At 65.3% G+C, this 20266-nt stretch carries 20 protein-coding genes; 6 read left to right on the top strand and 14 right to left on the bottom strand.

The features are described from left to right. Entirely contained in the window at window positions 1-1317 is a 1317-nt protein-coding gene (locus tag DNK34_RS02035; RefSeq protein ID WP_131174487.1) for an ATP-binding protein, read from the bottom strand. Between the two features lie 376 nt (window positions 1318-1693). On the opposite strand from DNK34_RS02035, the gene DNK34_RS02040 reads away from it, so the two are divergent. From DNK34_RS02040 to DNK34_RS02055, 4 genes are all read left to right on the top strand, one after another. After that, window positions 1694-3088: an ethanolamine ammonia-lyase subunit EutB gene (locus DNK34_RS02040; protein WP_131174488.1), complete on the top strand. Its 1395-nt coding sequence runs from the start codon at window positions 1694-1696 to the stop codon at window positions 3086-3088. Continuing rightward, window positions 3089-3862, top strand: coding sequence for an ethanolamine ammonia-lyase subunit EutC (eutC, locus tag DNK34_RS02045; RefSeq protein WP_131174489.1), 774 nt, complete (start codon window positions 3089-3091; stop codon window positions 3860-3862). 450 nt (window positions 3863-4312) lie between these two features. Next, entirely contained in the window at window positions 4313-4480 is a 168-nt protein-coding gene (locus DNK34_RS02050; protein WP_131174490.1) for a DUF2897 family protein, read from the top strand. Between the two features lie 45 nt (window positions 4481-4525). Continuing rightward, the gene (locus DNK34_RS02055) at window positions 4526-5281 is read left to right on the top strand and encodes a CPBP family intramembrane glutamic endopeptidase (protein ID WP_131174491.1); all 756 of its coding nucleotides are present in this window, start codon (window positions 4526-4528) and stop codon (window positions 5279-5281) included. Here DNK34_RS02055 and DNK34_RS02060 read toward each other — a convergent pair whose 3' ends face one another. The 11 genes from DNK34_RS02060 to DNK34_RS02110 form a co-directional block, all read right to left on the bottom strand. Then, window positions 5282-5878, bottom strand: a complete 597-nt coding sequence (locus DNK34_RS02060; protein WP_165496983.1) for a TetR/AcrR family transcriptional regulator — start codon at window positions 5876-5878, stop codon at window positions 5282-5284. Window positions 5879-6130: 252 nt separating this feature from the next. Then, complete coding sequence (locus DNK34_RS02065; RefSeq protein ID WP_242675309.1) at window positions 6131-6643, bottom strand: hypothetical protein; 513 nt, start codon at window positions 6641-6643, stop codon at window positions 6131-6133. An 80-nt stretch (window positions 6644-6723) separates the two neighbouring features. Next, the gene (locus tag DNK34_RS02070) at window positions 6724-7335 is read right to left on the bottom strand and encodes a hypothetical protein (protein WP_131174493.1); all 612 of its coding nucleotides are present in this window, start codon (window positions 7333-7335) and stop codon (window positions 6724-6726) included. Further along, window positions 7332-7931: an RNA polymerase sigma factor gene (locus tag DNK34_RS02075; RefSeq protein WP_131174494.1), complete on the bottom strand. Its 600-nt coding sequence runs from the start codon at window positions 7929-7931 to the stop codon at window positions 7332-7334. Before DNK34_RS02075 ends, DNK34_RS02070 begins: the two co-directional genes overlap by 4 nt. Window positions 7932-7933: 2 nt before the next feature. Continuing rightward, window positions 7934-9613, bottom strand: a complete 1680-nt coding sequence (locus DNK34_RS02080; RefSeq protein WP_411269301.1) for a vWA domain-containing protein — start codon at window positions 9611-9613, stop codon at window positions 7934-7936. A gap of 90 nt (window positions 9614-9703) precedes the next feature. After that, window positions 9704-11140 carry an aminotransferase-like domain-containing protein gene (locus DNK34_RS02085; protein ID WP_131174495.1) on the bottom strand — a complete coding sequence of 479 codons (1437 nt, stop codon included), beginning with the start codon at window positions 11138-11140 and terminating at the stop codon, window positions 9704-9706. 259 nt (window positions 11141-11399) lie between these two features. Continuing rightward, window positions 11400-12188, bottom strand: a complete 789-nt coding sequence (locus tag DNK34_RS02090) for an OmpA family protein (RefSeq protein WP_131174596.1) — start codon at window positions 12186-12188, stop codon at window positions 11400-11402. A 23-nt stretch (window positions 12189-12211) separates the two neighbouring features. Further along, window positions 12212-12580 (bottom strand): DUF4398 domain-containing protein, encoded by a 369-nt coding sequence (locus DNK34_RS02095; protein WP_131174496.1) that lies wholly within the window; start codon window positions 12578-12580, stop codon window positions 12212-12214. Then, entirely contained in the window at window positions 12573-13400 is an 828-nt protein-coding gene (locus DNK34_RS02100) for a substrate-binding periplasmic protein (protein ID WP_131174497.1), read from the bottom strand. The genes DNK34_RS02095 and DNK34_RS02100 overlap by 8 nt, the downstream gene beginning before the upstream one ends. Window positions 13401-13973: 573 nt before the next feature. Then, window positions 13974-14459, bottom strand: a complete 486-nt coding sequence (locus DNK34_RS02105) for a PaaI family thioesterase (RefSeq protein WP_131174498.1) — start codon at window positions 14457-14459, stop codon at window positions 13974-13976. 50 nt (window positions 14460-14509) lie between these two features. Continuing rightward, window positions 14510-15256 (bottom strand): sulfite exporter TauE/SafE family protein, encoded by a 747-nt coding sequence (locus tag DNK34_RS02110; RefSeq protein ID WP_131174499.1) that lies wholly within the window; start codon window positions 15254-15256, stop codon window positions 14510-14512. A gap of 88 nt (window positions 15257-15344) precedes the next feature. On the opposite strand from DNK34_RS02110, the gene DNK34_RS02115 reads away from it, so the two are divergent. Then, window positions 15345-16247, top strand: a complete 903-nt coding sequence (locus tag DNK34_RS02115) for a LysR family transcriptional regulator (protein ID WP_131174500.1) — start codon at window positions 15345-15347, stop codon at window positions 16245-16247. 196 nt (window positions 16248-16443) lie between these two features. Here the strand turns inward: DNK34_RS02115 and DNK34_RS02120 are convergent, their stop codons facing one another. Together DNK34_RS02120 and DNK34_RS02125 are read right to left on the bottom strand one after the other, a co-directional pair. Next, complete coding sequence (locus DNK34_RS02120; protein WP_131174501.1) at window positions 16444-17388, bottom strand: electron transfer flavoprotein subunit alpha/FixB family protein; 945 nt, start codon at window positions 17386-17388, stop codon at window positions 16444-16446. Continuing rightward, window positions 17389-18138: an electron transfer flavoprotein subunit beta/FixA family protein gene (locus DNK34_RS02125; protein WP_131174502.1), complete on the bottom strand. Its 750-nt coding sequence runs from the start codon at window positions 18136-18138 to the stop codon at window positions 17389-17391. A gap of 316 nt (window positions 18139-18454) precedes the next feature. On the opposite strand from DNK34_RS02125, the gene DNK34_RS02130 reads away from it, so the two are divergent. Beyond that, window positions 18455-20119 (top strand): electron transfer flavoprotein-ubiquinone oxidoreductase, encoded by a 1665-nt coding sequence (locus DNK34_RS02130; protein ID WP_131174503.1) that lies wholly within the window; start codon window positions 18455-18457, stop codon window positions 20117-20119. Window positions 20120-20266: the final 147 nt, after the last annotated feature.

Genomic DNA, 20266 nt, shown 5'->3' on the forward strand with positions numbered 1-20266 from the left:
TCAGGCACTCCGTTTCAGTTCGGCCGCCGCGGCGACCTGTGGCCGCGGCAGGCGGATCAGGAAGCGCGTACCGCGCCCCGGTTCGGACACGACGCGGATCAGGCCGCCGTGATCCTGGATGATCTTGAAGCTGATCGACAGGCCCAGGCCCGTGCCCTGCCCGACCGGCTTGGTGGTGAAGAAGGGATCGAATATGCGCGCCTGTACATCGCGGCTCATGCCGCGGCCGTTGTCCTGCACGGAGATGAACAGCGCCGCGTCCTCGGCCCAGGTCTTCACCCTGATCAGGCCGAAGCCGTCGATGGCCTGGGCGGCGTTGCTGAGCAGGTTGAGCAGTACCTGGTTGATCTGCGAGGGCGCACAGGGAATGCGCGGCAGCGGGCCGAGCTGCAGATCGACCTCGGCCCTGTCCTTGACGCCGTTGCGGGCGATCACCAGGGCGCTGCGCACACAGTCGTTGAGGTCGATGTCCTCGCTCATGGCGCGATCCAGGCGGGCGAAGTCCTTGAGCCCGACCACCAGTTCGCCGATCTGCTGCAGGCCATACAGGGTGTCGTCGAACAACTGCTCGAGATCGGCCTGCAGCGACTCCGGCGCCGCCCGCTCGCGGGCGCTGGCCGCCACGTCCAGGGCCGTCTGCAGGCGCACTTCGTCGCAGCCGGGATCGGCCAGGCAGTCGGCCAGCGCGGCCTGGGCCGTGGCCAGTTCGAACAGCGGCGCGCTGAGCTCGCGCAACAGCTGAACGTTGTTCTGCACATAGCCCAGGGGCGTATTCAGCTCATGGGCGACACCGGCGACCATCTGTCCCAGCGAGGCCATCTTTTCCGACTGCACCAGTTGCGCCTGGGACTCCTTGAGTTCCACCAGCGCCTTGCGCAGCACGCTGTTGCGCTGGGCGATGCGCGCCTCCATGGCCTTGAGCAGATCGAGCACCGTGCCCAGCCCGCAATAGCGGCCCTGGGCATCGACCAGGATGAAGTCCTCGGTGATGGGGTATTGCAGGCGCGCGGTGATCTGCCGGGCCGCGGTCTCCAGGTCGGTATCCAGGCCCACCACCAGCGGCGCGGTGTTCATCACCTCGCTCACCGGGTGACGACCGCGCAGGTCGCGGCCGAAGCGCTGCATGAAGATGTCCTGCAAGGTGGTGCGGCTGACCAGCCCCAGAGGAGCGCCCTGGCTATCGACGATCGGCAGGGACAGAAAGGCCTTGTGCTCGGTGGTCAACAGGCGATCGGCGACATCCGCGATACTCATTGCCGGCGCCAGCGGCGCGACCGGTCTGAGCAGGCGCAGCAGAGCGCTGGCGGCGGTATTCATCGAACGTCCTCCCCGGCATGGAAAGCCCCCATTCAAACAGCGGCAAGTTGCCATCTCGTGACACGCTTCACCGACGGGCCCAGGCCGCGGGCGCCTGCACCAGCGCTGTGCAGGAAACCCAGCAGGCGCCTGGCTGTCTGCTTTACTGAACAGGGCTGGCGCACGCACAACCCGCGCCCCGCGCAAGGCCCGGCCCAGGCCATGTCCGGCGCAGGCTTGCCAGGCGCTGCGGTTCCCGACAACCTGATGGCGACGCCCTGGCACGGGCACTGCAATAAAAATGGCCGGAAGTCGCTGTCGACGGCCCGATGAGTGGCCGGCAGGCCATGAAGAACCGCTAACCGGTCACGCGAGTCATCACCCAAGGAGGCGTCCGATGCCTTACCAAACGACCATCGGCGACCAGGTCTACCGTTTCGCCGATCTCAAGACGCTGCTGGCCAAGGCCAGCCCGGCACGTTCCGGCGACTACCTGGCCGGCCTGGCGGCGGCGACCTATGAGGAACGCATGGCGGCGAAACTCGCCCTGGCCGAGGTGCCGCTCAAGCAGTTTCTCAACGAAGTGCTGATTCCCTACGAAAGCGACGAAGTCACCCGCCTGATCATCGACCGCCACGACCCGCTCGCCTTCGCGCCGATCAGCCACCTGAGCGTGGGCGACTTTCGCGACTGGCTGCTGCTCGACAGCACCGACAGCGATCAACTGCGCGCCGTGAGCCCCGGCATCACCCCGGAAATGGCCGCGGCGGTGAGCAAGCTGATGCGCAACCAGGACCTGATCCTGGTCGGCAAGAAGTGCCGGGTGGTCAGCGCCTTCCGCAATACCATCGGCCTGCCCGACCGGCTTTCCGTGCGCCTGCAACCCAACCACCCGACCGATGACGTGCGCGGCATCGCCGCCAGCATGCTCGACGGCCTGCTGTACGGCTCGGGCGACGCCACGGTCGGCATCAACCCGGCCAGCGACTCGCTGCCGACGCTGATGCGCCTGTGGCAGATGATGGACGAGGTGCGCCAGCACTTCGAGATCCCCATGCAGAGCTGCGTGCTGACCCACGTCACCACGCAGATCCAGGCCATCGAGGCGGGGGCGCCGATCGACCTGATCTTCCAGTCCATTGCCGGCAGCGAGAAGACCAACACCAGTTTCGGCGTCTCCCTGGCAGTGCTGCGCGAAGCCTTCGACGCCGGACGGTCACTGGCCCGCGGCACGGTCGGCGACAACTTCATGTACTTCGAGACCGGCCAGGGCAGCGCCCTGTCCGCCGGCGGCCATCACGGCGTCGACCAGCAGACCTGCGAGGCCCGCGCCTACGCCGTGGCCCGCGAGTTCAAGCCGCTGCTGGTCAACACCGTGGTCGGCTTCATCGGCCCCGAATACCTCTACGACGGCAAGCAGATCATCCGCGCCGGCCTGGAAGACCATTTCTGCGCCAAGCTGCTCGGCGTGCCCATGGGCTGCGACGTCTGCTACACCAACCACGCCGAAGCCGACCAGGACGACATGGACACCCTGCTCACCCTGCTCGGCGCGGCGGGCATCAACTTCATCATGGGCATCCCCGGCGCCGACGACATCATGCTCAACTACCAGAGCACCTCGTTCCACGACGCGCTGTACCTGCGCACGGTGCTCGGCCTGAAACGCGCGCCGGAATTCGAGGCCTGGCTGGCGCGCATGGCCATCACCGACACCGCCGGCCGGCTGCGCGAAATCGGCCGCGGCCACCTGCTGCTGCAGCAACTGCCCCATGTCTCCGGAGCGGCCTAGATGAGCGACGAACATCCCAGCCTGACGCAAGCCAACCCCTGGGACGAGTTGCGCGCCCACACCTCGGCACGCATCGCCCTCGGCCGCGTCGGCTCCAGCCTGCCGACCGCCGAAGTGCTCAAGTTCGGCCTGGCCCATGCCCAGGCCCGTGACGCGGTGCACCGGCCGCTGAACTTCGAAGCGTTGCAGCGGCAACTGCAGGAGGCGGACTTCCGCACGCTGCGCGTGAAGAGCGATGCCGAGGATCGGCAGAGCTACCTGCTGCGGCCGGATTACGGCCGCCGCCTGCATGACGATTGCTACCAACGCCTGCTGCAGGAGGAGGACGCGGCGGAGCTGGCGGTGGTGATCGCCGACGGCCTGTCCTCCATCGCCGTGCAGCGCCATGCCCTGCCCCTGCTGCAAGCCTTCCGCGAACGCTTCGCTACCGACTGGGCCAGGACGCCCGTGGTACTCGCCGAACAGGGCCGGGTGGCGATTGGCGATGGCATTGGCGCCGCCCTGCGGGCACGCCTGGTGATCGTCATGATCGGCGAACGTCCGGGGCTGACCTCGCCGGACAGCCTGGGCCTGTACGTCAGCTTCGCCCCCGAGGTCGGCATGATGGACAGCCAACGCAACTGCATTTCCAATGTCCGTCCCGAGGGCCTGCCCTACGCCCTGGCCGCCCACAAGCTGGCCTATCTGGTGCGTGAATCCCTGCGCCTGCAATTGTCCGGGGTGGCGCTGAAGGACGACAGCAACCTGCAGGATGTGCTCGGCCTGCCGGATTGAAACAGGCGGCGGCCCCTGCCACGGAAACGCGCACCTGAACCAACCGCCTTCCTCAACGGTCGACAGACAGGAGCCGAGCATTACCGATAAGGTGCAGGCTCACCCTAGTGTCGCGACAACGGTCATGTGTCGGCCTAGGGGCAAATGAACCTGCTGGGGTGAACGGGACAATCGTAATGGGGGATGGCAGCCATAAGACGGAAGTGGCCGTTCGTAGGGTGGACGACGCTTCATCCGTCCACCGCCCCGCAATCGCAATGGTGGACAAAAAGAGCGTTGTCCACCCTACATCTGAACGACAAGAAACCGCACAGGCTCTTTCGTCCAGCTTTCCAGCCTCAAGCGCTTTTGATCGAAGGTCGAAGTCCGCTTTCGCCTTTGAGCAACCACTCAGCCTGTTCGCTCGGATACGACATTTGATCTGTAATGTGGCACTAGAAGGAATCTCACATGCCCTGGTATGCCTGGTTGATCCTGATTCTGGCCATCGGCTCCATCGTCGGCGGCCTGTTCATGCTGCGTGACACGGCGAAGAAGCTGCCCCTGAGCGACGAACAGCTCAAGCGCATCCATGAGCGCAACGTCGAACAGGATGCCAAGGACGCGCAGGATCGCTGATTCTGCTGCTGCGTTGTAGACTGCGCCTCGGCTCCAAGAGGCGCGATGCCCTTACCCATCAGGTTGCTGTTTCCGACGATTGTCCTGGCTTTGGGCGCCGGGCTGGGTTTCATCCACCCTCCCGGCATCCTCGCCGCCGGCCTGTTCATCGCCCTCACCCTGGGCGGAAAATCCCTGCCCGAATGGCTCTGGTACCTGCTCGTGGTGCTCGGCAGCCTGCTGCTGGCCGCCCATCTGCTTCCCGGCTTCGAGCCCTGGAACCTGCGCCCCGCCCGGCTGCTCGGCAGCGACGCCACGCCCTACGTGTTGCGCCTGTCCTGGGACAAGCTGCTGGTGGGCAGCACCTTGCTGGCCTGGTGGCTCGGCCAGCGGCGTGCGGACGCCGTATCCACCCGGCTCGCGCTGCTGACGGCAGCGGCCACCCTGCTACTGGTCCCCGCCTTGGCGCTGATGCTCGGCCTGGTTGGCTGGCAGGTGAAATGGCCCGAGGACCTGTGGCTGTGGTTGCTGGTCAATCTGGGCGTGGCGGTGCTGGCCGAGGAACTGCTGTTCCGTGGCCTGCTGCAACCGCGCCTGATCCGCCTGCTGGGGCTCTGGCCAGGCCTGCTCGGCACGGCGCTGCTGTTCGGCGCCGCGCACCTGGCCTTCAGCCCTCTGTTCGCCCTGGTCGCCGCTGTCGCGGGCCTGGGCTATGGCCTGGCCTTCCACTACAGCGGCAGGCTGAGCCTGGCCATCGCCCTGCATGGCGCGGTCAACCTGTTGCACCTGTTACTGTTGAGCTACCCGCTGCGCCTGGCCTGATCAGCGATCCTTGAGCACCAGGGTCAGGGCCTGCTCGGCCAACTGGTCGAGATCCATGGGCCCGTCGGCACGGAACCAGGTGGTGGTCCAGGTCAGCGCGCCGGTGAGGAAGCGCCGCAGAATGAACGGGTCCGCGCTAACGAAGCCCTGCTCACGCGCCTCTTCGAGCACATCCAGCCACAGCCGCTCATAGACGGCGCGCAACTCCAGCAACGCTGGCCGGCTGTCAGCGGAGAGCGAGCGCCATTCGTAGACCAGTACCGCCATGGCCTCGCCGGTGCCGCCCATGATCGATTGCAGCTCGCAGCGGATCAGCGCCAGCACCCGCTCGCGCAGCGTGAGCGCTTCGTCCAGCGAGGCGCGCAGCAACGCGGTGTTGTAGCGCAAGGTGTCCTCCATCACCGAACGCAGGATTTCATCCTTGCTCTTGAAGTGGTGGAAGATGCTGCCCGACTGGATCCCCACCGCAGCGGCCAGATCACGCACCGTGGTGCGCTGATAGCCTTGGCTGCGAAACAGGTGCGCCGCCGTTTGCAGCAACTTGCCGCGGGCGCTGTCCGGATCGGTGAGCAGCCCATCGGCCACCATGGTCCGCATCAGTGCTTGAGCTTGTCGATCATCCACGCCGGCTATTCCCCTACCCTCGGCATGCGCCCTCTCCTAGAACCTGGAGGTCGCTGCCAAATGCTTGTCATTGTGGGTGGAATCTATGCCTCGGCGGTCCGCCAGGCAAGCGCTTGGCTGGCCTGCGTAGTGGCGCGGCACAGTGCCCGAGCAGGGTCGGGATGCTTGGAGGGGAGTGCCATTCAGGGCGATGACCGCCGTTTCCGGCCGCCGGGAAGCGGTGCTTCAGCGGCGGAACTCGAACTGCAATTCGGCGCCTTCCACCGAATCCCAGTAGTCGTCGCCTCTGTCGCTGGTGATCAGCTTGCCGCTGAGCTGGAACGGGTCGAGCGACGGGGCTTTCTCCTCGAACATCGGTGGCAGGATCGGCGCCAGCCTCTCTTCGACGGCCTGGTCTTCGGCATTCAGCTGGGCGGCCAGCTCCGCCGGCAGGCTCAGATCCAGCTTGGTCTTCGGCGGCGTCCGGGTCACCTTCTCCGCGGGCCGTGCTGCCGGGGCAGCCGGCTTGGCCGGTACGCTCGGCGCCGCCGTTTGCGCCTGCGGCTTGGGTTCTGGCAGCGGCGGCGCTTTCACCTCAGGCGCCGGCGTGGCTGGCGCTGGGGCTGGCGCGACCAGTTCGCTGCGCACCACGGCGGGTTCGCTTTTCTTCTGCGGCGCGCCCTCGTCCTGCTCGCCGGAGCCACAGGCGCTCAACAGGGGCAGCAACAGAACCAGCAGCAGACGACGCATGGCAATCATGGGCAGTTTTCAGGACGGGGCGGTAAAGTCTGCATTCTAAAACGCCTGAGAAATAACGCCAGCCAGTCCGCTGAACGGCATCACTGCCTCAGGCGCAGCAGTTCGGCCTCGATATCCAGATCCGGGTAGCGCCGACGCAATGCCTCGACCTGTTCGGCCGCCGCGTCGTCCTGCCCGCGTTCACGCAACCGGGCGATATCCTGCAACGTGTCGAGCACCTCCTTGCTCAAGGACAGGGCTTGCGGCGCGGCCATGCGCGCCACGATCTTCGGCGCCTCGGCGGCCTGCTCGGCAAGCGGAGCGCTTTCGGGTATCGCCCCGTTCGACGCCCGGGCCCGGCTCTCCTGGGAGGGCGCACCGTGGATTGGCGCAGGCATGACCTGCCGCTGCAGCATCGGTGCCGGCGCATCGTAGGTCGTGGGGACATCCTGCAGGGTCTTGAGGCTCAAGCCGAGGCCCAGCCCGAGCAGCGCGACGCAGCCGAAAGCCGCCGACCAGCGACCACGGGAGCCGGAGCCGAACAGCCAGCCATGCACACGCTCGCCCAAACCGGCGGCCTTGGGCCGCTGCGATGCGGCCGCGGCGAGAATGCGTGCATCCATGGCCGCCGAGGGCTGCGCCCGGGTGTGCTCGCGCACGTGCCGGAGCACCTGCTGATCGTCGTGTTCGGGGGAATGCCGCTGTTCGTTCATGGGCTTACCTCTTCGGCCGAGGCCGGGTCGACCAGTAGCCGACGCAATTTCTGCAACGCGTAACGCAGGCGGCTTTTCACCGTTTCCGCCGGCGTGCGGGTCAACTCGGCGATCTCATGCAGTTCCAGATCGCCATGGGCGCGCAGGAGAAATACCTCGCGCTGCTCGGCGGGGAGATCGTCCAGCGCGGCCTGCAGGCGCGCCTGATCGCGGCTCAGGCACAGTTGCTGTTCCGGCCCCGGTTCGCCGGATGGCTGCCCATGGAGCTGCTCGTCATAGATCTCTTCCAGGTGCTGACGCTTGCCGCTGCGACGCCAATGATCGATCAGCCGGTTGCGGCCGATCTGATACAGCCAGGTTCTGAACAGCACCGCCTCGCGCTGCAACGACTCGCTGCGGATCAGGCTCATCCAGGTTTCCTGGAAGATTTCCTCGGCCAGCGCGTGATCGCCACACAAGCCCAGCAGAAAACGAAACAGGCCGAGGCGATGGCGCTCGTAGAGCAGCGCGAACGCCTCGGCATCGCCGGCCCGATAGCGACGCAACAAGGCGGCATCGGTATCGGCGGCAACAGCGGCAACGGAATCGACAGTCACACTCACTCGACCTTGGTGGCGCCCGACTCGGCACGGGAGTCGGCAGTTTGCAGACTTTGCGCCAGTTCCACCAGTTGTACGAACTCGCCACGCAGGCCGAAGCGATCCTCGCCACGGCTGGCACGGGCCAGCGCAGCGGTGGCGTTCCAATCGAAAGCACCGGTGTAGCGAGCACCGCTCAACTGCTGGGCGAAGGCGGCCACCGCCGCGGCGAAGCGCAGATCCTCGCTGGCCTGCTCGATCCCCGGCACGCTCGCCGGCGCCGTCACCGGAACTTCCAGCAAGCGGCTCCGGTTCTGCTCCGGCGCCTTGTAACGCACGCGCAGCCAGGCCAGTTCGTCGTGCCGGGCGCCAGCGTCCGGCGCGGCCTGGTAGCGCAACGGCTCCAGCCAGCCGCGGTTGCCAGTGGGCACGATTTCATACAAGGCCGTGACGCTGTGCCCGGCACCGATCTCCCCGGCATCGACCTTGTCATTGCTGAAGTCCTCGCGCTGCAAGGCGCGGTTCTCATACCCCAGCAGTCGGTACTCGCTGACCCGGGCGGGATTGAACTCGACCTGGATCTTCACGTCGCGGGCGACGGTGGCCAGGGTCGAACTGAGCTGATCGACCAGCACCTTGCGCGCCTCGCGCAGGTTATCGATATAGGCGTAGTTGCCGTCGCCGGCGTCGGCCAGTTGCTCCATCAGGCGCTCGTTGTAGTTGCCGCTGGCGAAACCGAGGGTGGTCAGCGAGATACCGCTCTTGCGCTTCTCGGCGGCCAGCGCCTTGAGGCTCTCGAAGTCGCTGATACCGACATTGAAATCACCGTCGGTGGCCAGCAGGATGCGGTTGATGCCCTTGTCGATGAAGCCTTTCTGCGCCTGCTGATAGGCGAGCTGGATACCCGACTCCCCGGCCGTGGCGCCACCGGCGCGCAGTTGTTCGATGGCCGCGCGGATGGTGGCCTTTTCCGAGCCCGGCGTGGGCTCCAGCACCACGCGGGAGGCGCCGGCATAGACCACCAGGGACACCTTGTCCTCGGCCCGCAACTGATCGACCAGCAGCTTCAGGGTGCTCTGCACCAGAGGCAGTCCCTCGCGTCGATCCATGGAGCCGGAAACGTCCACCAGGAACACCAGGTTGGCCGGCGGCAACGCCTCGACCTGCATGTCCGAGGCCTTGATCGCGATGCGCAGCAGCCGGCTCTGGGGGTTCCACGGCGTCACCGCCAGTTCGGTACCGACCCCGAACGGCGCGTCCCCGCTGGGCAAGGGATAGGCATAGGGAAAATAGTTGACCAGCTCCTCCAGACGCACCGCCTCGGCTGGCGGCAACTGGCCCTGGTTGAGAAAGCGCCGCACGTTGGCATAGCTGCCGGTATCGACATCGATGCTGAAGGTCGATACCGGTGTCTCGGCGACGGCATGCACCGGGTTACTGGGCAGTCGCTGATACTGCTCGCGGTTTTCCTGCGGATAGGGTGCCAGCAGATGGTCGCCAGCAGCAGGCGCCATGCGGGTCATCATCCGCGTGCCCATGACGGGCGCCGGCGCTTCGGCCATGAGTTCGGCCACCGGGGCCGCGTCGGGCGCTTCCGCCCGGGGCCTGGCCGACTCGCTCTGGGTGGCGTTGCAGGCAGCGAGCAGCATTGCCAGGCTGCCAGTGAAACCGAGTAACAGGGTTTGGGAAGTCATCTTCATGGTGCATCTCCTGGGTCGAAAAACCGCTTCGACCAATAGACGCCGCGCCACGATCATTCGGGTTAGGCGCGGCGAAAATAATCGGCCTGGCTAAACGGTCGCCGACTCCTGGCACAACTGGTTGGCCAGCATGCCCAGGGTCATCAGGGCCCGTTCCGCTTCACGGTTCCAAGGAATGCCACAGTTCAATCGCACGCAGTGGTTGAACTGCTCGGTATTACTGAAGATCAGCCCTGGCGCGATGCTGATGCCCTGCTGCAAGGCGCTGACGTGCAGATCCTTGGTGTTGATCCGCGCCGGCAGGCTGACCCAGAGGATGAAGCCGCCATTGGGCCGGGTGATCTGCGTACCCTCCGGAAAATACTGCTGTACCGCCAGTTGGAAGGCACTGAGGTTCTTGCGGTACTCCTGGCGAATGTAGCGCAGGTGGCGGTCGTAGCCGCCATTCTCCAGGTAGGCGGCGACGCCCATCTGGGTCACGCTGCAGGCCGAATGGGTGGTGAATATCTGCAGGCGCTGGATCTCGTCCTGATGCTTGCCGGCCACGATCCAGCCGATGCGCACGCCCGGTGACAGGGTCTTGGAAAAGCTCGAGCAGTACACCACCCGACCTTCGCGATCACTGGCCTTGAGCGCCTTGGTACGGCCCTGCTCGAACATCAGCTCACCGTAGATATCGTCTTCGACGATGTTGATGTCGAAATCGCTGGCCAGGCGCAGCAACTGCCTCTGCCGGGCCTCGGGAATGGTGCCGCCCAGCGGATTGCTCAGGCGCGCGGTCAGCACCAGGGCCTTGATCGGCCACTGGCTGGCGGCCAGTTGCAGGGCTTCGACGCTGATGCCGGTCGTCGGATCACTGGGAATCTCGATGACCTTCAGGCCGAGCAGATCGGCCAGTTGCAGCAGACCATAATAGGTCGGCGATTCCGTGGCGATCAGATCGCCCGGCCGGGTCAGTACCCGCAGGGACATCTGCAACGCATCCACGCAGCCGTGGGTGATCACCACTTCCGACGGGTCGACCACCACGCCGGCATCGCGCATGCGGATGGCCACCTGCCGCCGCAGGGGCTCGAAACCCGGGCTGAACATGTAACTGAACGCCCGCGGGCTCTGGAAACGGGTGACCTTGGCCAGTTGCTGATGCAGCGCCCGCACCGGCAGGTAATCGACGTGGGGCACGGCGGCGCCCAGGGGGAACACGCCCTCGCGGCGCGACTCGCTGAGTACCTGGTTGATGATGCTGCTGCGCGTCACCAGGCCGGGGCGCTCGACCCGGGCGATATCCGGGGTGGGCGCGGTCAATGCCGGGGTCTGGTGCACGTAGAAGCCGGATTGCGGCCGGGCGCGGATCAGCCCCATGTCTTCCAGATTGGCATAGGCCTGCAACACCGTGGCGTGACTCACGCTGAGCTGCGCGCTCATCTTGCGCACGGATGGCACGCGCTCGCCAGGCTGATAGACGCCGCGGCGGATGTCTTCCGCCAATTGTTGAGCGATGCGTTGGTAGAGCAACAGATTGGTCATATCAGCCTCCACAGGGTACTGAACCATAACAGTAGCTCAACAAAATGTTTCTGTACGGGTACAGTCGCACGCATTGTCAGCGATACAGCCCTCCACGGGTCACAGACAGTCGCAATGCCGGCACGCTAGCGATCCGGGAATGAAAATGGCCGGGAGAAATCCTTGACGTCGCGACGGCCCGAAGGGGACCACCAGGGATGGCAGGCCATAAAAAAACCCCGACCGGAACAGGTACGGGGTCGTTCGAGCGAGCTGGCGACTAGCGCGTGGCGCCCAGGCGGCCCTGCTCGTCGGAGAACAGGATCTCGACGCGGCGGTTCTGCGCCCGGCCCTTGGCCGAGGCGTTCTCCGCCACCGGGAAATCTTCGCCATACCCCTGAACCCCGACGCGCCTGGCCTCGACGCCGAGGTCGATCAAGGCGTCGGCAACCGTCTGTGCACGGGCCTGGGACAGTTGCAGGTTTTCCTGGCGATTGCCGCTGCTGTCGCTGTAACCCTCGATGCGCACGATGCGCCGCGGATTCAGTTGCAGGAACTGCGCGACCTTGAGCACCGTGCGATTGGCCGAGGCCTTGAGGTCGGCCTCGCCCGCATCGAACAGCACATCGCCCAGGGTCATCACCAGGCCCCGCTCGGTCTGCGCCGTGGCCAGACTGACGATCTGCTCCTCCAGCCAACTGTTCTGCTCCTGCACGCTGAGCAGCTTGGCCTCACGCAGCGCCAGCTGCAGGCGCTGCAGCTCCAGTTGCAGCTTGGCGGCGCGTTCCTGGTTGAGCGCGAGCAGGCTGTGCTCGCGGGCGATTTCGCTGTAACGCTGGCTCAGGTAGGCATAGTGGGCCACGTCATCGCCACTGCCCCAGTACCCGGACAGGCGCTCGGCCCGCGCCAGGGATTCGCCGGCACGAATCACATCCTTGGGGGCGTCGCGCAACACCTGCGGATCTTCCTTGACGGCCTGGAAGCTGCTGTGCGCGGCCTCCAGCGCCGAGGCGTTGTGCTCTGCCGTGTTGCCGGCGCAAGCGGTCAGCAGCGTACTCAACAGGCTCATGCCGAACAGCCGGCAGGCAGGTGTCATGGCATGGCTCCCAGTTGCTTGCGCAGGCGCTCGATATGCCGGTTCAGCTCGACCAGTTGATCCTGGCTCCTGGCGCTCAGCACACGGGCCTCGGCCAGCCGGGCATCCAGCTCGGCCTGTTCGGCGAGCCGGCGCGCATCACGGAAGGACTCGTCGGCAATGGCCGACTGGGCCTGCAACAGCTTCTCTTCGGCCAGGACGAGTTCGCTGACTGAATCACTGGCGGCCACGGTCCGGGCCTGCTCGACCACCCGTTCGGTCAGGCGCATCTGCTCGGTGGGCTGCGGGTCGCTGGCACAGCCCTGCAGCAGCAACAATGCCAGGGTGGCGCCTGTATATCGATAGATCACGTGTGTCCTACTCATTGGGCGCATCGGCCGGCGGCGGCTGTTGTGCCTTCCAACGCTGCAAATTGCGTTGCACCAGGGTTTCCGGCAGACCTGAAGCCCTGAATTCTGTCATTTTTTTCGCCAGTTGTGCGCGTAGCCAGGCATCGTTGCACGCCGAATTATGCGACAGCGCAAGGTGCAGCCACTCACGGGAAACCGGCGGCTCGAGCACCTGCAGGTCATCCTGGAGGCCCAGGGTTTCGGCCAGAGCCAGGCCCGGGTAGCGCTCATAGAGCACGTAGTCGGTGCGCCCCAGCAGCAGTTTCTGGAAGGCCTGGGTCAGACTGGACACGCCCTCGAGGGTGAGATTGTCCTTGGCATAGGCATCGAACAGTTGCCCGAAGCTGTTGTTCACCAGGGTATCGCCGGTATGCCCCTGCAGGTCGGCCCAGCCGCTATAAGGAAAATCCACGCCCTTGCGGACCCAGACCACGTTCGGCGTGGAGAGGAACGCCGGATGGACGAAATCCATGCTTTCCAGGCGCGACAGGGTCAGAAAGGCCCCGGCCAGCAGGTCGACGCGGCCGGTGCGCACTTCATCCTGGGCGCGCGACCAGGGGCCGGTGTAGATGACCTCGATGGTCACGCCGATGTCCTCGGAGACGGCCTTGAGCAGATCGACCGTGGCGCCGATCAACTGCCCGGGGTGCTGCGGATCGCGCCACAGATAAGGGGGGTACTCGGGATTGCCGGTGGCGACCAGACGCTCGCACTTGCCCGCGGCATGCGCCGCGCCCGGCAGTAACAGCGCCCCCAACAGCAGCAACAACGGTTTCGCTACGCCTCGCTCAAGCATCGGCACTCTCTCGGTTCAAACGCAGGGCTTCCAGGCTCGGGTAAAACACTCAAAGACTCATGACATGCTAGCTCAATAGCTGCTCAATAATCATCGGCGATAAGGCGCGGCATGAAGAAAACGCTACTCGGCCTGTTCCTGCTGCTGGTCGGCGGCGGCGCCCTTGCTTGCAGCAGCGCTATCCGCCCTGGAGCCCGAGCTTTCGCGGATCGAACTCCGGGGCGACCAGTATCACATCCTGGACCCTTGCTCTAGCGGGACGCTGGTGAAGGGCTGTGGCCATATGCCCATGCTCGAATGCGCGGAAGAAACCGCCGGGCACACTGCCAAATGCCCGTCAGTTAGGCATTTGGCCCACAAAACGGCGGTTTGCCCTGGCCCCGTGGGAGCCGCGCCCCCGCGGCGATTGCTGCCCATGACACGCCTTGTACAATGGCCACGATCGCATCGCGCCGAGGTCGACGCTCCTACATGGACGGCGGTTTTCCGCTCTTCGGCAGGCGCCACCTGCTCCTCTGATCGGCACTACCGGCGATGCCGCAGGCAGGCTGATGAGGGACACCGCGCTTGTGCTTAGCGGCCTTGCGCCTGGTCGCCACGCAGGGTGATCACCGCGCTGGCGATGTTGGCGATCACCCTGCCCTCCTCACTGCGTATCTCGCAGCGATAATGGCTGATCGTCCGGCCACGGCGCTCGGCCCAGGCGTGGGCTTGCAGGCGTGCCCGCCAGACCGGGCGAAGAAAGGTGGCCTTCAAGTCGATACTGGTGAAACTCTCTCCTTCCTCCATCAGCGTGGAATGAGCGGTACCGATGGCGGCATCCGCCAGTTCACAGAGCAGTCCGCCGTGCACGGTGCCCTGCTGATTGCCATGCAGCCGCGGATCGACCTCCATCTCCAGCGCCGCCATGGCCTCGGCGACCGCGACGAGGCGAAAGCCAAGCAGCTGCGAGATCGCCGTGGGGTAGCGCATGTGCGTGCGGTGCTCCACCTCGAGCGTGCCGTCCAGTTGGCGACGCAGATACTCCAGTACCGGAATCGAGCGAACGATGCGAGTCATGCCAGCTCCTGTTTCGGTTGAGCGCTGCCGAGGTCGACAGGGCCCGGGCTTCAGAAGAAAGGCCGCGAGATCAGCTCCAGCCCCAGCAGTATCAGGAACCACAGAAAAAACCGGCGGAACAGCCGGGCACTGAGCCGGGCACGAATCGCCTGGCCCAGCCACATGCCCAGCAATGCCGGAACCACGGCCAGCGCAGACAGCCCCAGTTGCTCCACATGAAAGGCGCCCTGCAGCAGCAGGCCACCGGCCAACGCCAGGGTGGAGACCGTGAACGACAGGCCGAGCGCCTGCACCAGTTCGTCCTTGTCCAGGCGCAAGGCCTGCAGATAGGGAACGGCTGGCATCACGAACACGCCGGTGGCCCCGGTGATCAGCCCCGTGACGAGGCCCACCAGAGGCGACAACCCCGGCTCCCAGCGCGAGGGCAGCGCCAGGGCCGGCGCGAACAAGGCATAGCCGGCGTAGAGCAGCAGCGCGCAGCCCAGGCCGAACGCCGACCATGACGGCTCGACCCGCACCAGCACAGCCGCGCTGCTCAGCGTGCCCACCAGGATACCCAGCACCATCGGCCACAAGCGTCGCAGCAGGCGCACCGTCGCCGGCCCTGCCAGGCACTGCCAGACATTGCTGACCAGCGATGGAATCACCAGCAGGGCCGCGGCCGCCACCGGCGACATGAGCGTCACCAGCAGGCCCATGGCGACGGTGGGCAGGCCCATGCCGGTCACGCCCTTGACCAGTCCGGCCGCGAGGAAGATCAGCATCAGGGGCAACAACAGGGACAGGGATTCGCTCATGGGGCCATTTGACCCTCCTCCCGCCTTTGGCACAATCCGGATGTTTCGTCGTATCCTTCGGTTTTACCGAAGGCTATGGAGTGCGGATATGCGCCCGGATCTGGCCGACCTGCGCCTGTTCCTCTGCGTGATAGAGGCCGGCAGCATCACCCGGGGCGCTGCCCGGGCGAACCTGGCGCTGGCCTCGGCAAGCGAGCGCCTGCGCAATATCGAGCGCGATGCCGGCGTGCCCTTGCTGCAACGCCTGCCACGGGGCGTGGCGCCTACCGAAGCCGGAGAAACCCTGGCCCACTACGCGCGCCTGATCCTCAACCAGCAATCGCTGCTGCAGGGCGAATTGCGCGATTTCGCCAGCGGCGCGCGCGGCACGCTGCACCTGTATGCCAACACCGCAGCGCTGACCGACTTCCTGCCGCCCCGGCTGGCCCCCTGGCTGGCCGAGCGCAAGGGCCTGCACCTCGAACTCAAGGAACGCACCAGCGCCGAGATCGTCAGGCTCATTGCCAATGGCCTGGCCGAGGCAGGCATCGTCTCCGACGCTGTCGAGGCGCCTGGCCTGCACGTGCAGCCCGTCGCCAAGGATCACCTGGTCCTGATCGTCCCCGCCGGACACCGCCTGGCAGACCATGGCGCGCTGCGCCTGGCCGATGTGCTCGACGAGCCCTTCGTCGGCCTGGCGGCGGGCAACGCGCTGCAGGAGCACATCTTCGATCACGCCCGCGCGGCGGGCCATGGGCTGACACTGCGCATCCGCATGAAGACCTTCGAAGGCTTGTGCCAGATGGTGGCGCACGGTGTCGGCCTGGGTATCGTTCCCCAGGGTATCGCCAGCCGTTACCGACGCCGGCACGGCTACCGGACACTGGCCCTGAGCGATGGCTGGGCGCGCCGTCAGCTCTGCTTGTGCTTCGACCAGTGGCAGGCGCTGTCCGTGCCCATGCGCAGCCTGCTCTGCCACCTCGGCGCCCATCCCGAAAACACGCAGACCTGACCCAGGGCGCAGCAACCGTCCTCGACGCCGAATGTTCGCCGGCGCTTGCGCTGGCCCGCAGGATGGCGGGCCATAAAAAATGGCTGGGAGCCATTTTCAACGTCGCTTGCGACGGCCCCAAGAGTGGCCGCCAGGGATGGCAGGCCATAAAAAACCCGCTCGAGCGAGCGGGTTTCGTGCTGCGGCAAAGCCGGGATCAGACCAGCTTTTCCAGCTCCGGGACGGCTTCGAACAGATCAGCCACCAGGCCGTAGTCGGCGACCTGGAAGATCGGCGCCTCTTCGTCCTTGTTGATCGCGACGATCACCTTGGAGTCCTTCATGCCGGCCAGGTGCTGGATCGCACCGCTGATGCCCACGGCGATGTACAGCTGCGGCGCGACGATCTTGCCGGTCTGGCCGACCTGCATGTCGTTCGGCACGAAGCCGGCGTCGACCGCGGCACGCGAGGCGCCGACCGCGGCGCCGAGCTTGTCGGCCAGGGCGTACAGGTGCTTGAAGTTGTCGCCGTTCTGCATGCCGCGACCACCGGAAACCACGATCTTGGCAGCGGTCAGTTCCGGACGGTCGGACGTGGCCAGCTCTTCGCCGACGAACGCCGATTTGCCGGCATCGCCGCCAACCGAGACGTTCTCGACGGCAGCGGAACCGCCTTCGGCCGCCACGGCATCGAAGCCGGTGGCACGCACGGTGATGACCTTCACCGCGGCGGAAGACTGCACGGTGGCGATGGCGTTACCGGCATAGATCGGACGCTTGAAGGTGTCCGCGCTGTCCACCGCGACGATCTCGGAAATCTGGTCGACGTCCAGTTGCGCGGCGACGCGCGGCAGGATGTTCTTGCCGTTGCTGGTGGCGGCAGCCAGGATGTGGCTGTAAGCCTTGCCCCCGCTCTGTTCAACAAGAGCAACCACCAGCGGTGCGACGTTTTCCGGCAACTGATGAGCGAATGCGGCATTGTCGGCGACCAGCACCTTGGCCACGCCAGCGATCTTGGTAGCCGCTTCAGCGGCAGCGCCAACGCCCTGGCCGGCGACCAGTACGTGGATGTCACCACCGATGGCTTGGGCGGCAGCGACGGTGTTGAGGGTCGCGGGTGCCAGCGCGGAATTGGTGTGTTCAGCGATAACCAGGATAGTCATTTAGATCACCTTCGCTTCGGTTTTCAGTTTCTCGACCAGTTCAGCGACCGACTTGACCTTGATGCCCGCACCGCGAGCGGCTGGCGCTTCGACCTTGAGGGTCTTGACGGTGGACGTGGTGGCCACGCCCAGCGCATCGGGCGTCAGGGTTTCCAGCGGCTTCTTCTTGGCCTTCATGATGTTCGGCAGCGACGCGTAGCGCGGCTCGTTCAGGCGCAGGTCGGTGGTGACGATCGCCGGCAGGTTCAGGGCCACGGTCTGCAGGCCGCCATCGATCTCGCGGGTAACGTTGACCTTGTCGCCGCTGACTTCGACCTTGGAGGCGAAGGTGCCCTGGGCATAGCCGGTCAGGGCGGCGAGCATCTGCCCGGTCTGGTTGTTGTCGCTGTCGATGGCCTGCTTGCCGAGGATGACAAGCTGCGGCTGCTCCTTGTCGACCACCGCCTTGAGCAACTTGGCCACGGCCAGGGAGTTCAGCTCTTCGGAGGATTCGACCAGAATGGCGCGGTCGGCCCCCAGCGCCAGAGCGGTACGCAGTTGTTCCTGCGCCTGGGTCGGGCCGATCGAGACGACGACGATTTCGCTGGCCACACCCTTCTCTTTCAGACGCACGGCTTCTTCCACGGCGATTTCGCAGAAAGGGTTCATCGACATCTTGACGTTGGCAAGATCAACGCCGCTGTTGTCCGCCTTGACGCGAACCTTGACGTTGTAGTCGACCACTCGTTTGACAGCTACAAGAACCTTCATGGATTCCTCTTTACTCTCCGGTGAATAGGAATGTCGCCAGAAGCGAGCATACGGGTGATGCAGATCAGCAGGCCGCAGGCGACACAGACGGCGAGCGCAAAACCGCCCGTATCTTGACTGCACGACATAGCTCGGTCAATACGCCTTACCTGCGAGCCATTCGTGTTGTAGCCAGATTCTAGCAGGCCTACAGAAAATTCAAACAAACGTTTGTATTGGCCGTCAACAAGGCTGGGGATATAATGCGCCGGCGTGCTTCGGGGAAGGATGCCCGCCCGCCATAAAAAACTAGAGAGCCTTGATGAGGAGATAACCTGTGGAACGCGAATTTATGGAATTCGACGTCGTCATCGTCGGCGCCGGCCCTGCTGGTTTGTCCGCCGCATGCCGACTGAAGCAGAAAGCCGCCGAGACGGGCCAGGAAATCAGCGTCTGCGTGGTCGAGAAGGGCTCCGAAGTTGGTGCGCACATCCTCTCCGGCGCGGTCTTCGAGCCGCGCGCCCTGAATGAACTGTTCCCCGACTGGAAGGAACTGGGCGCCCCGCTCAACACCCCGGTCAAGGGCGATGACATCTATTTCTTGAAGGATGGCGAAAACGCCATCAAGGTGCCGCACTTCTTTGTGCCCAAGACCATGCACAACGAAGGCAACTATATCATCTCCCTGGGTAACCTGTGCCGCTGGCTGGCCCAGCAGGCGGAAAACCTCGGGGTGGAAATCTATCCGGGCTTCGCCGCTCAGGAAGCGCTGATCGACGACAGCGGCGTGGTGCGCGGCATCGTCACCGGCGACCTCGGCGTCGACCGCGAAGGCAATCCGAAGGAAGGCTACTACACCCCGGGCATGGAGCTGCGCGCCAAGTACACCCTGTTCGCCGAGGGCTGCCGCGGCCATATCGGCAAGCAACTGATCAAGACGTACAACCTCGACAGCGAAGCCGACGCCCAGCACTACGGCATCGGCATCAAGGAAATCTGGGATATCGACCCGAGCAAGCACCAGCAGGGCCTGGTGGTGCACACCGCCGGCTGGCCCCTGGAGATCATGGGCAACCAGAATACCGGCGGCTCCTTCCTCTATCACCTGGAGGACAACCAGGTGGTGGTCGGCCTGATCGTCGACCTGTCCTACGCCAATCCGTACCTGTCGCCGTTCGACGAGTTCCAGCGCTACAAGCACCACCCGGTGATCAAGCAGTACCTGGAAGGCGGCAAGCGCGTGGCCTACGGTGCCCGCGCCATCAGCAAGGGCGGCCTCAACTCGCTGCCGAAGATGGTCTTCCCCGGCGGCGCCCTCGTCGGTTGCGACCTCGGCACCCTGAACTTCGCCAAGATCAAGGGCAGCCACACCGCCATGAAGTCCGGCATGCTCGCCGCCGAGGCGATCGCCGAGGCCCTGGCCGCCGGTCGCGAAGGCGGCGACCAACTGAACAACTACGTCGATGCGTTCAAGGCCAGCTGGCTGTACGACGAACTGCTGCGCAGCCGCAACTTCGGCGCGGCGATCCACAAGTTCGGCGCGGTCGTCGGGGGTGGCCTCAACTGGATCGATCAGAACCTCTTCGGCGGCAAGCTCCCCTTCACCCTGCACGACAACAAGCCGGACTACGCCTGCCTGAAGCCGGCGGCAGAAAGCCAGAAGATCGAGTACCCGAAGCCGGACGGCAAGCTCAGCTTCGACAAGCTCAGTTCGGTATTCCTCTCCAACACCAACCATGAAGAGGAACAACCCTGCCACCTCAAGCTCGCCGACCCGAGCATTCCGATCAGCCAGAACCTGCCGCTGTTCGACGAGCCGGCGCAGCGCTACTGCCCGGCCGGCGTGTACGAGGTGGTGACCCAGGACGACGGCGAGAAGCGCTTCCAGATCAATGCGCAGAACTGCGTGCACTGCAAGACCTGCGACATCAAGGACCCGGCCCAGAACATCACCTGGGTGGCGCCGGAAGGCACTGGCGGCCCCAACTACCCCAACATGTGACCCACACAACAAAGGCTCCCTCGGGGTAATGCCAGTCAGTCAAGCGTTTGGCCCGCAAAACGGCGGCTTGCCCTGATTCTGTAGGAGCCCCCGCGGCGATTGGCGGCCATGACACGCTTTGTGCGATGGCCGCCATCGCATCGCGCC

Source organism: Phytopseudomonas dryadis (assembly GCF_004327355.1).
In the GTDB taxonomy this organism is placed as follows: Bacteria; Pseudomonadota; Gammaproteobacteria; order Pseudomonadales; family Pseudomonadaceae; genus Aquipseudomonas; species Aquipseudomonas dryadis.

Coding starts and splice junctions, on each gene's coding strand:
- DNK34_RS02035 (WP_131174487.1), bottom strand. CDS start 1,317: ATGAATACCGCCGCCAGCGCTCTGCTGCGCCTGCTCAGACCGGTCGCG.
- DNK34_RS02040 (WP_131174488.1), top strand. CDS start 1,694: ATGCCTTACCAAACGACCATCGGCGACCAGGTCTACCGTTTCGCCGAT.
- eutC (WP_131174489.1), top strand. CDS start 3,089: ATGAGCGACGAACATCCCAGCCTGACGCAAGCCAACCCCTGGGACGAG.
- DNK34_RS02050 (WP_131174490.1), top strand. CDS start 4,313: ATGCCCTGGTATGCCTGGTTGATCCTGATTCTGGCCATCGGCTCCATC.
- DNK34_RS02055 (WP_131174491.1), top strand. CDS start 4,526: ATGCCCTTACCCATCAGGTTGCTGTTTCCGACGATTGTCCTGGCTTTG.
- DNK34_RS02060 (WP_165496983.1), bottom strand. CDS start 5,878: ATGCGGACCATGGTGGCCGATGGGCTGCTCACCGATCCGGACAGCGCC.
- DNK34_RS02065 (WP_242675309.1), bottom strand. CDS start 6,643: ATGATTGCCATGCGTCGTCTGCTGCTGGTTCTGTTGCTGCCCCTGTTG.
- DNK34_RS02070 (WP_131174493.1), bottom strand. CDS start 7,335: ATGAACGAACAGCGGCATTCCCCCGAACACGACGATCAGCAGGTGCTC.
- DNK34_RS02080 (WP_411269301.1), bottom strand. CDS start 9,613: ATGAAGATGACTTCCCAAACCCTGTTACTCGGTTTCACTGGCAGCCTG.
- DNK34_RS02085 (WP_131174495.1), bottom strand. CDS start 11,140: ATGACCAATCTGTTGCTCTACCAACGCATCGCTCAACAATTGGCGGAA.
- DNK34_RS02090 (WP_131174596.1), bottom strand. CDS start 12,188: ATGAGCCTGTTGAGTACGCTGCTGACCGCTTGCGCCGGCAACACGGCA.
- DNK34_RS02095 (WP_131174496.1), bottom strand. CDS start 12,580: ATGAGTAGGACACACGTGATCTATCGATATACAGGCGCCACCCTGGCA.
- DNK34_RS02100 (WP_131174497.1), bottom strand. CDS start 13,400: ATGCTTGAGCGAGGCGTAGCGAAACCGTTGTTGCTGCTGTTGGGGGCG.
- DNK34_RS02105 (WP_131174498.1), bottom strand. CDS start 14,459: ATGACTCGCATCGTTCGCTCGATTCCGGTACTGGAGTATCTGCGTCGC.
- DNK34_RS02110 (WP_131174499.1), bottom strand. CDS start 15,256: ATGAGCGAATCCCTGTCCCTGTTGTTGCCCCTGATGCTGATCTTCCTC.
- DNK34_RS02115 (WP_131174500.1), top strand. CDS start 15,345: ATGCGCCCGGATCTGGCCGACCTGCGCCTGTTCCTCTGCGTGATAGAG.
- DNK34_RS02120 (WP_131174501.1), bottom strand. CDS start 17,388: ATGACTATCCTGGTTATCGCTGAACACACCAATTCCGCGCTGGCACCC.
- DNK34_RS02125 (WP_131174502.1), bottom strand. CDS start 18,138: ATGAAGGTTCTTGTAGCTGTCAAACGAGTGGTCGACTACAACGTCAAG.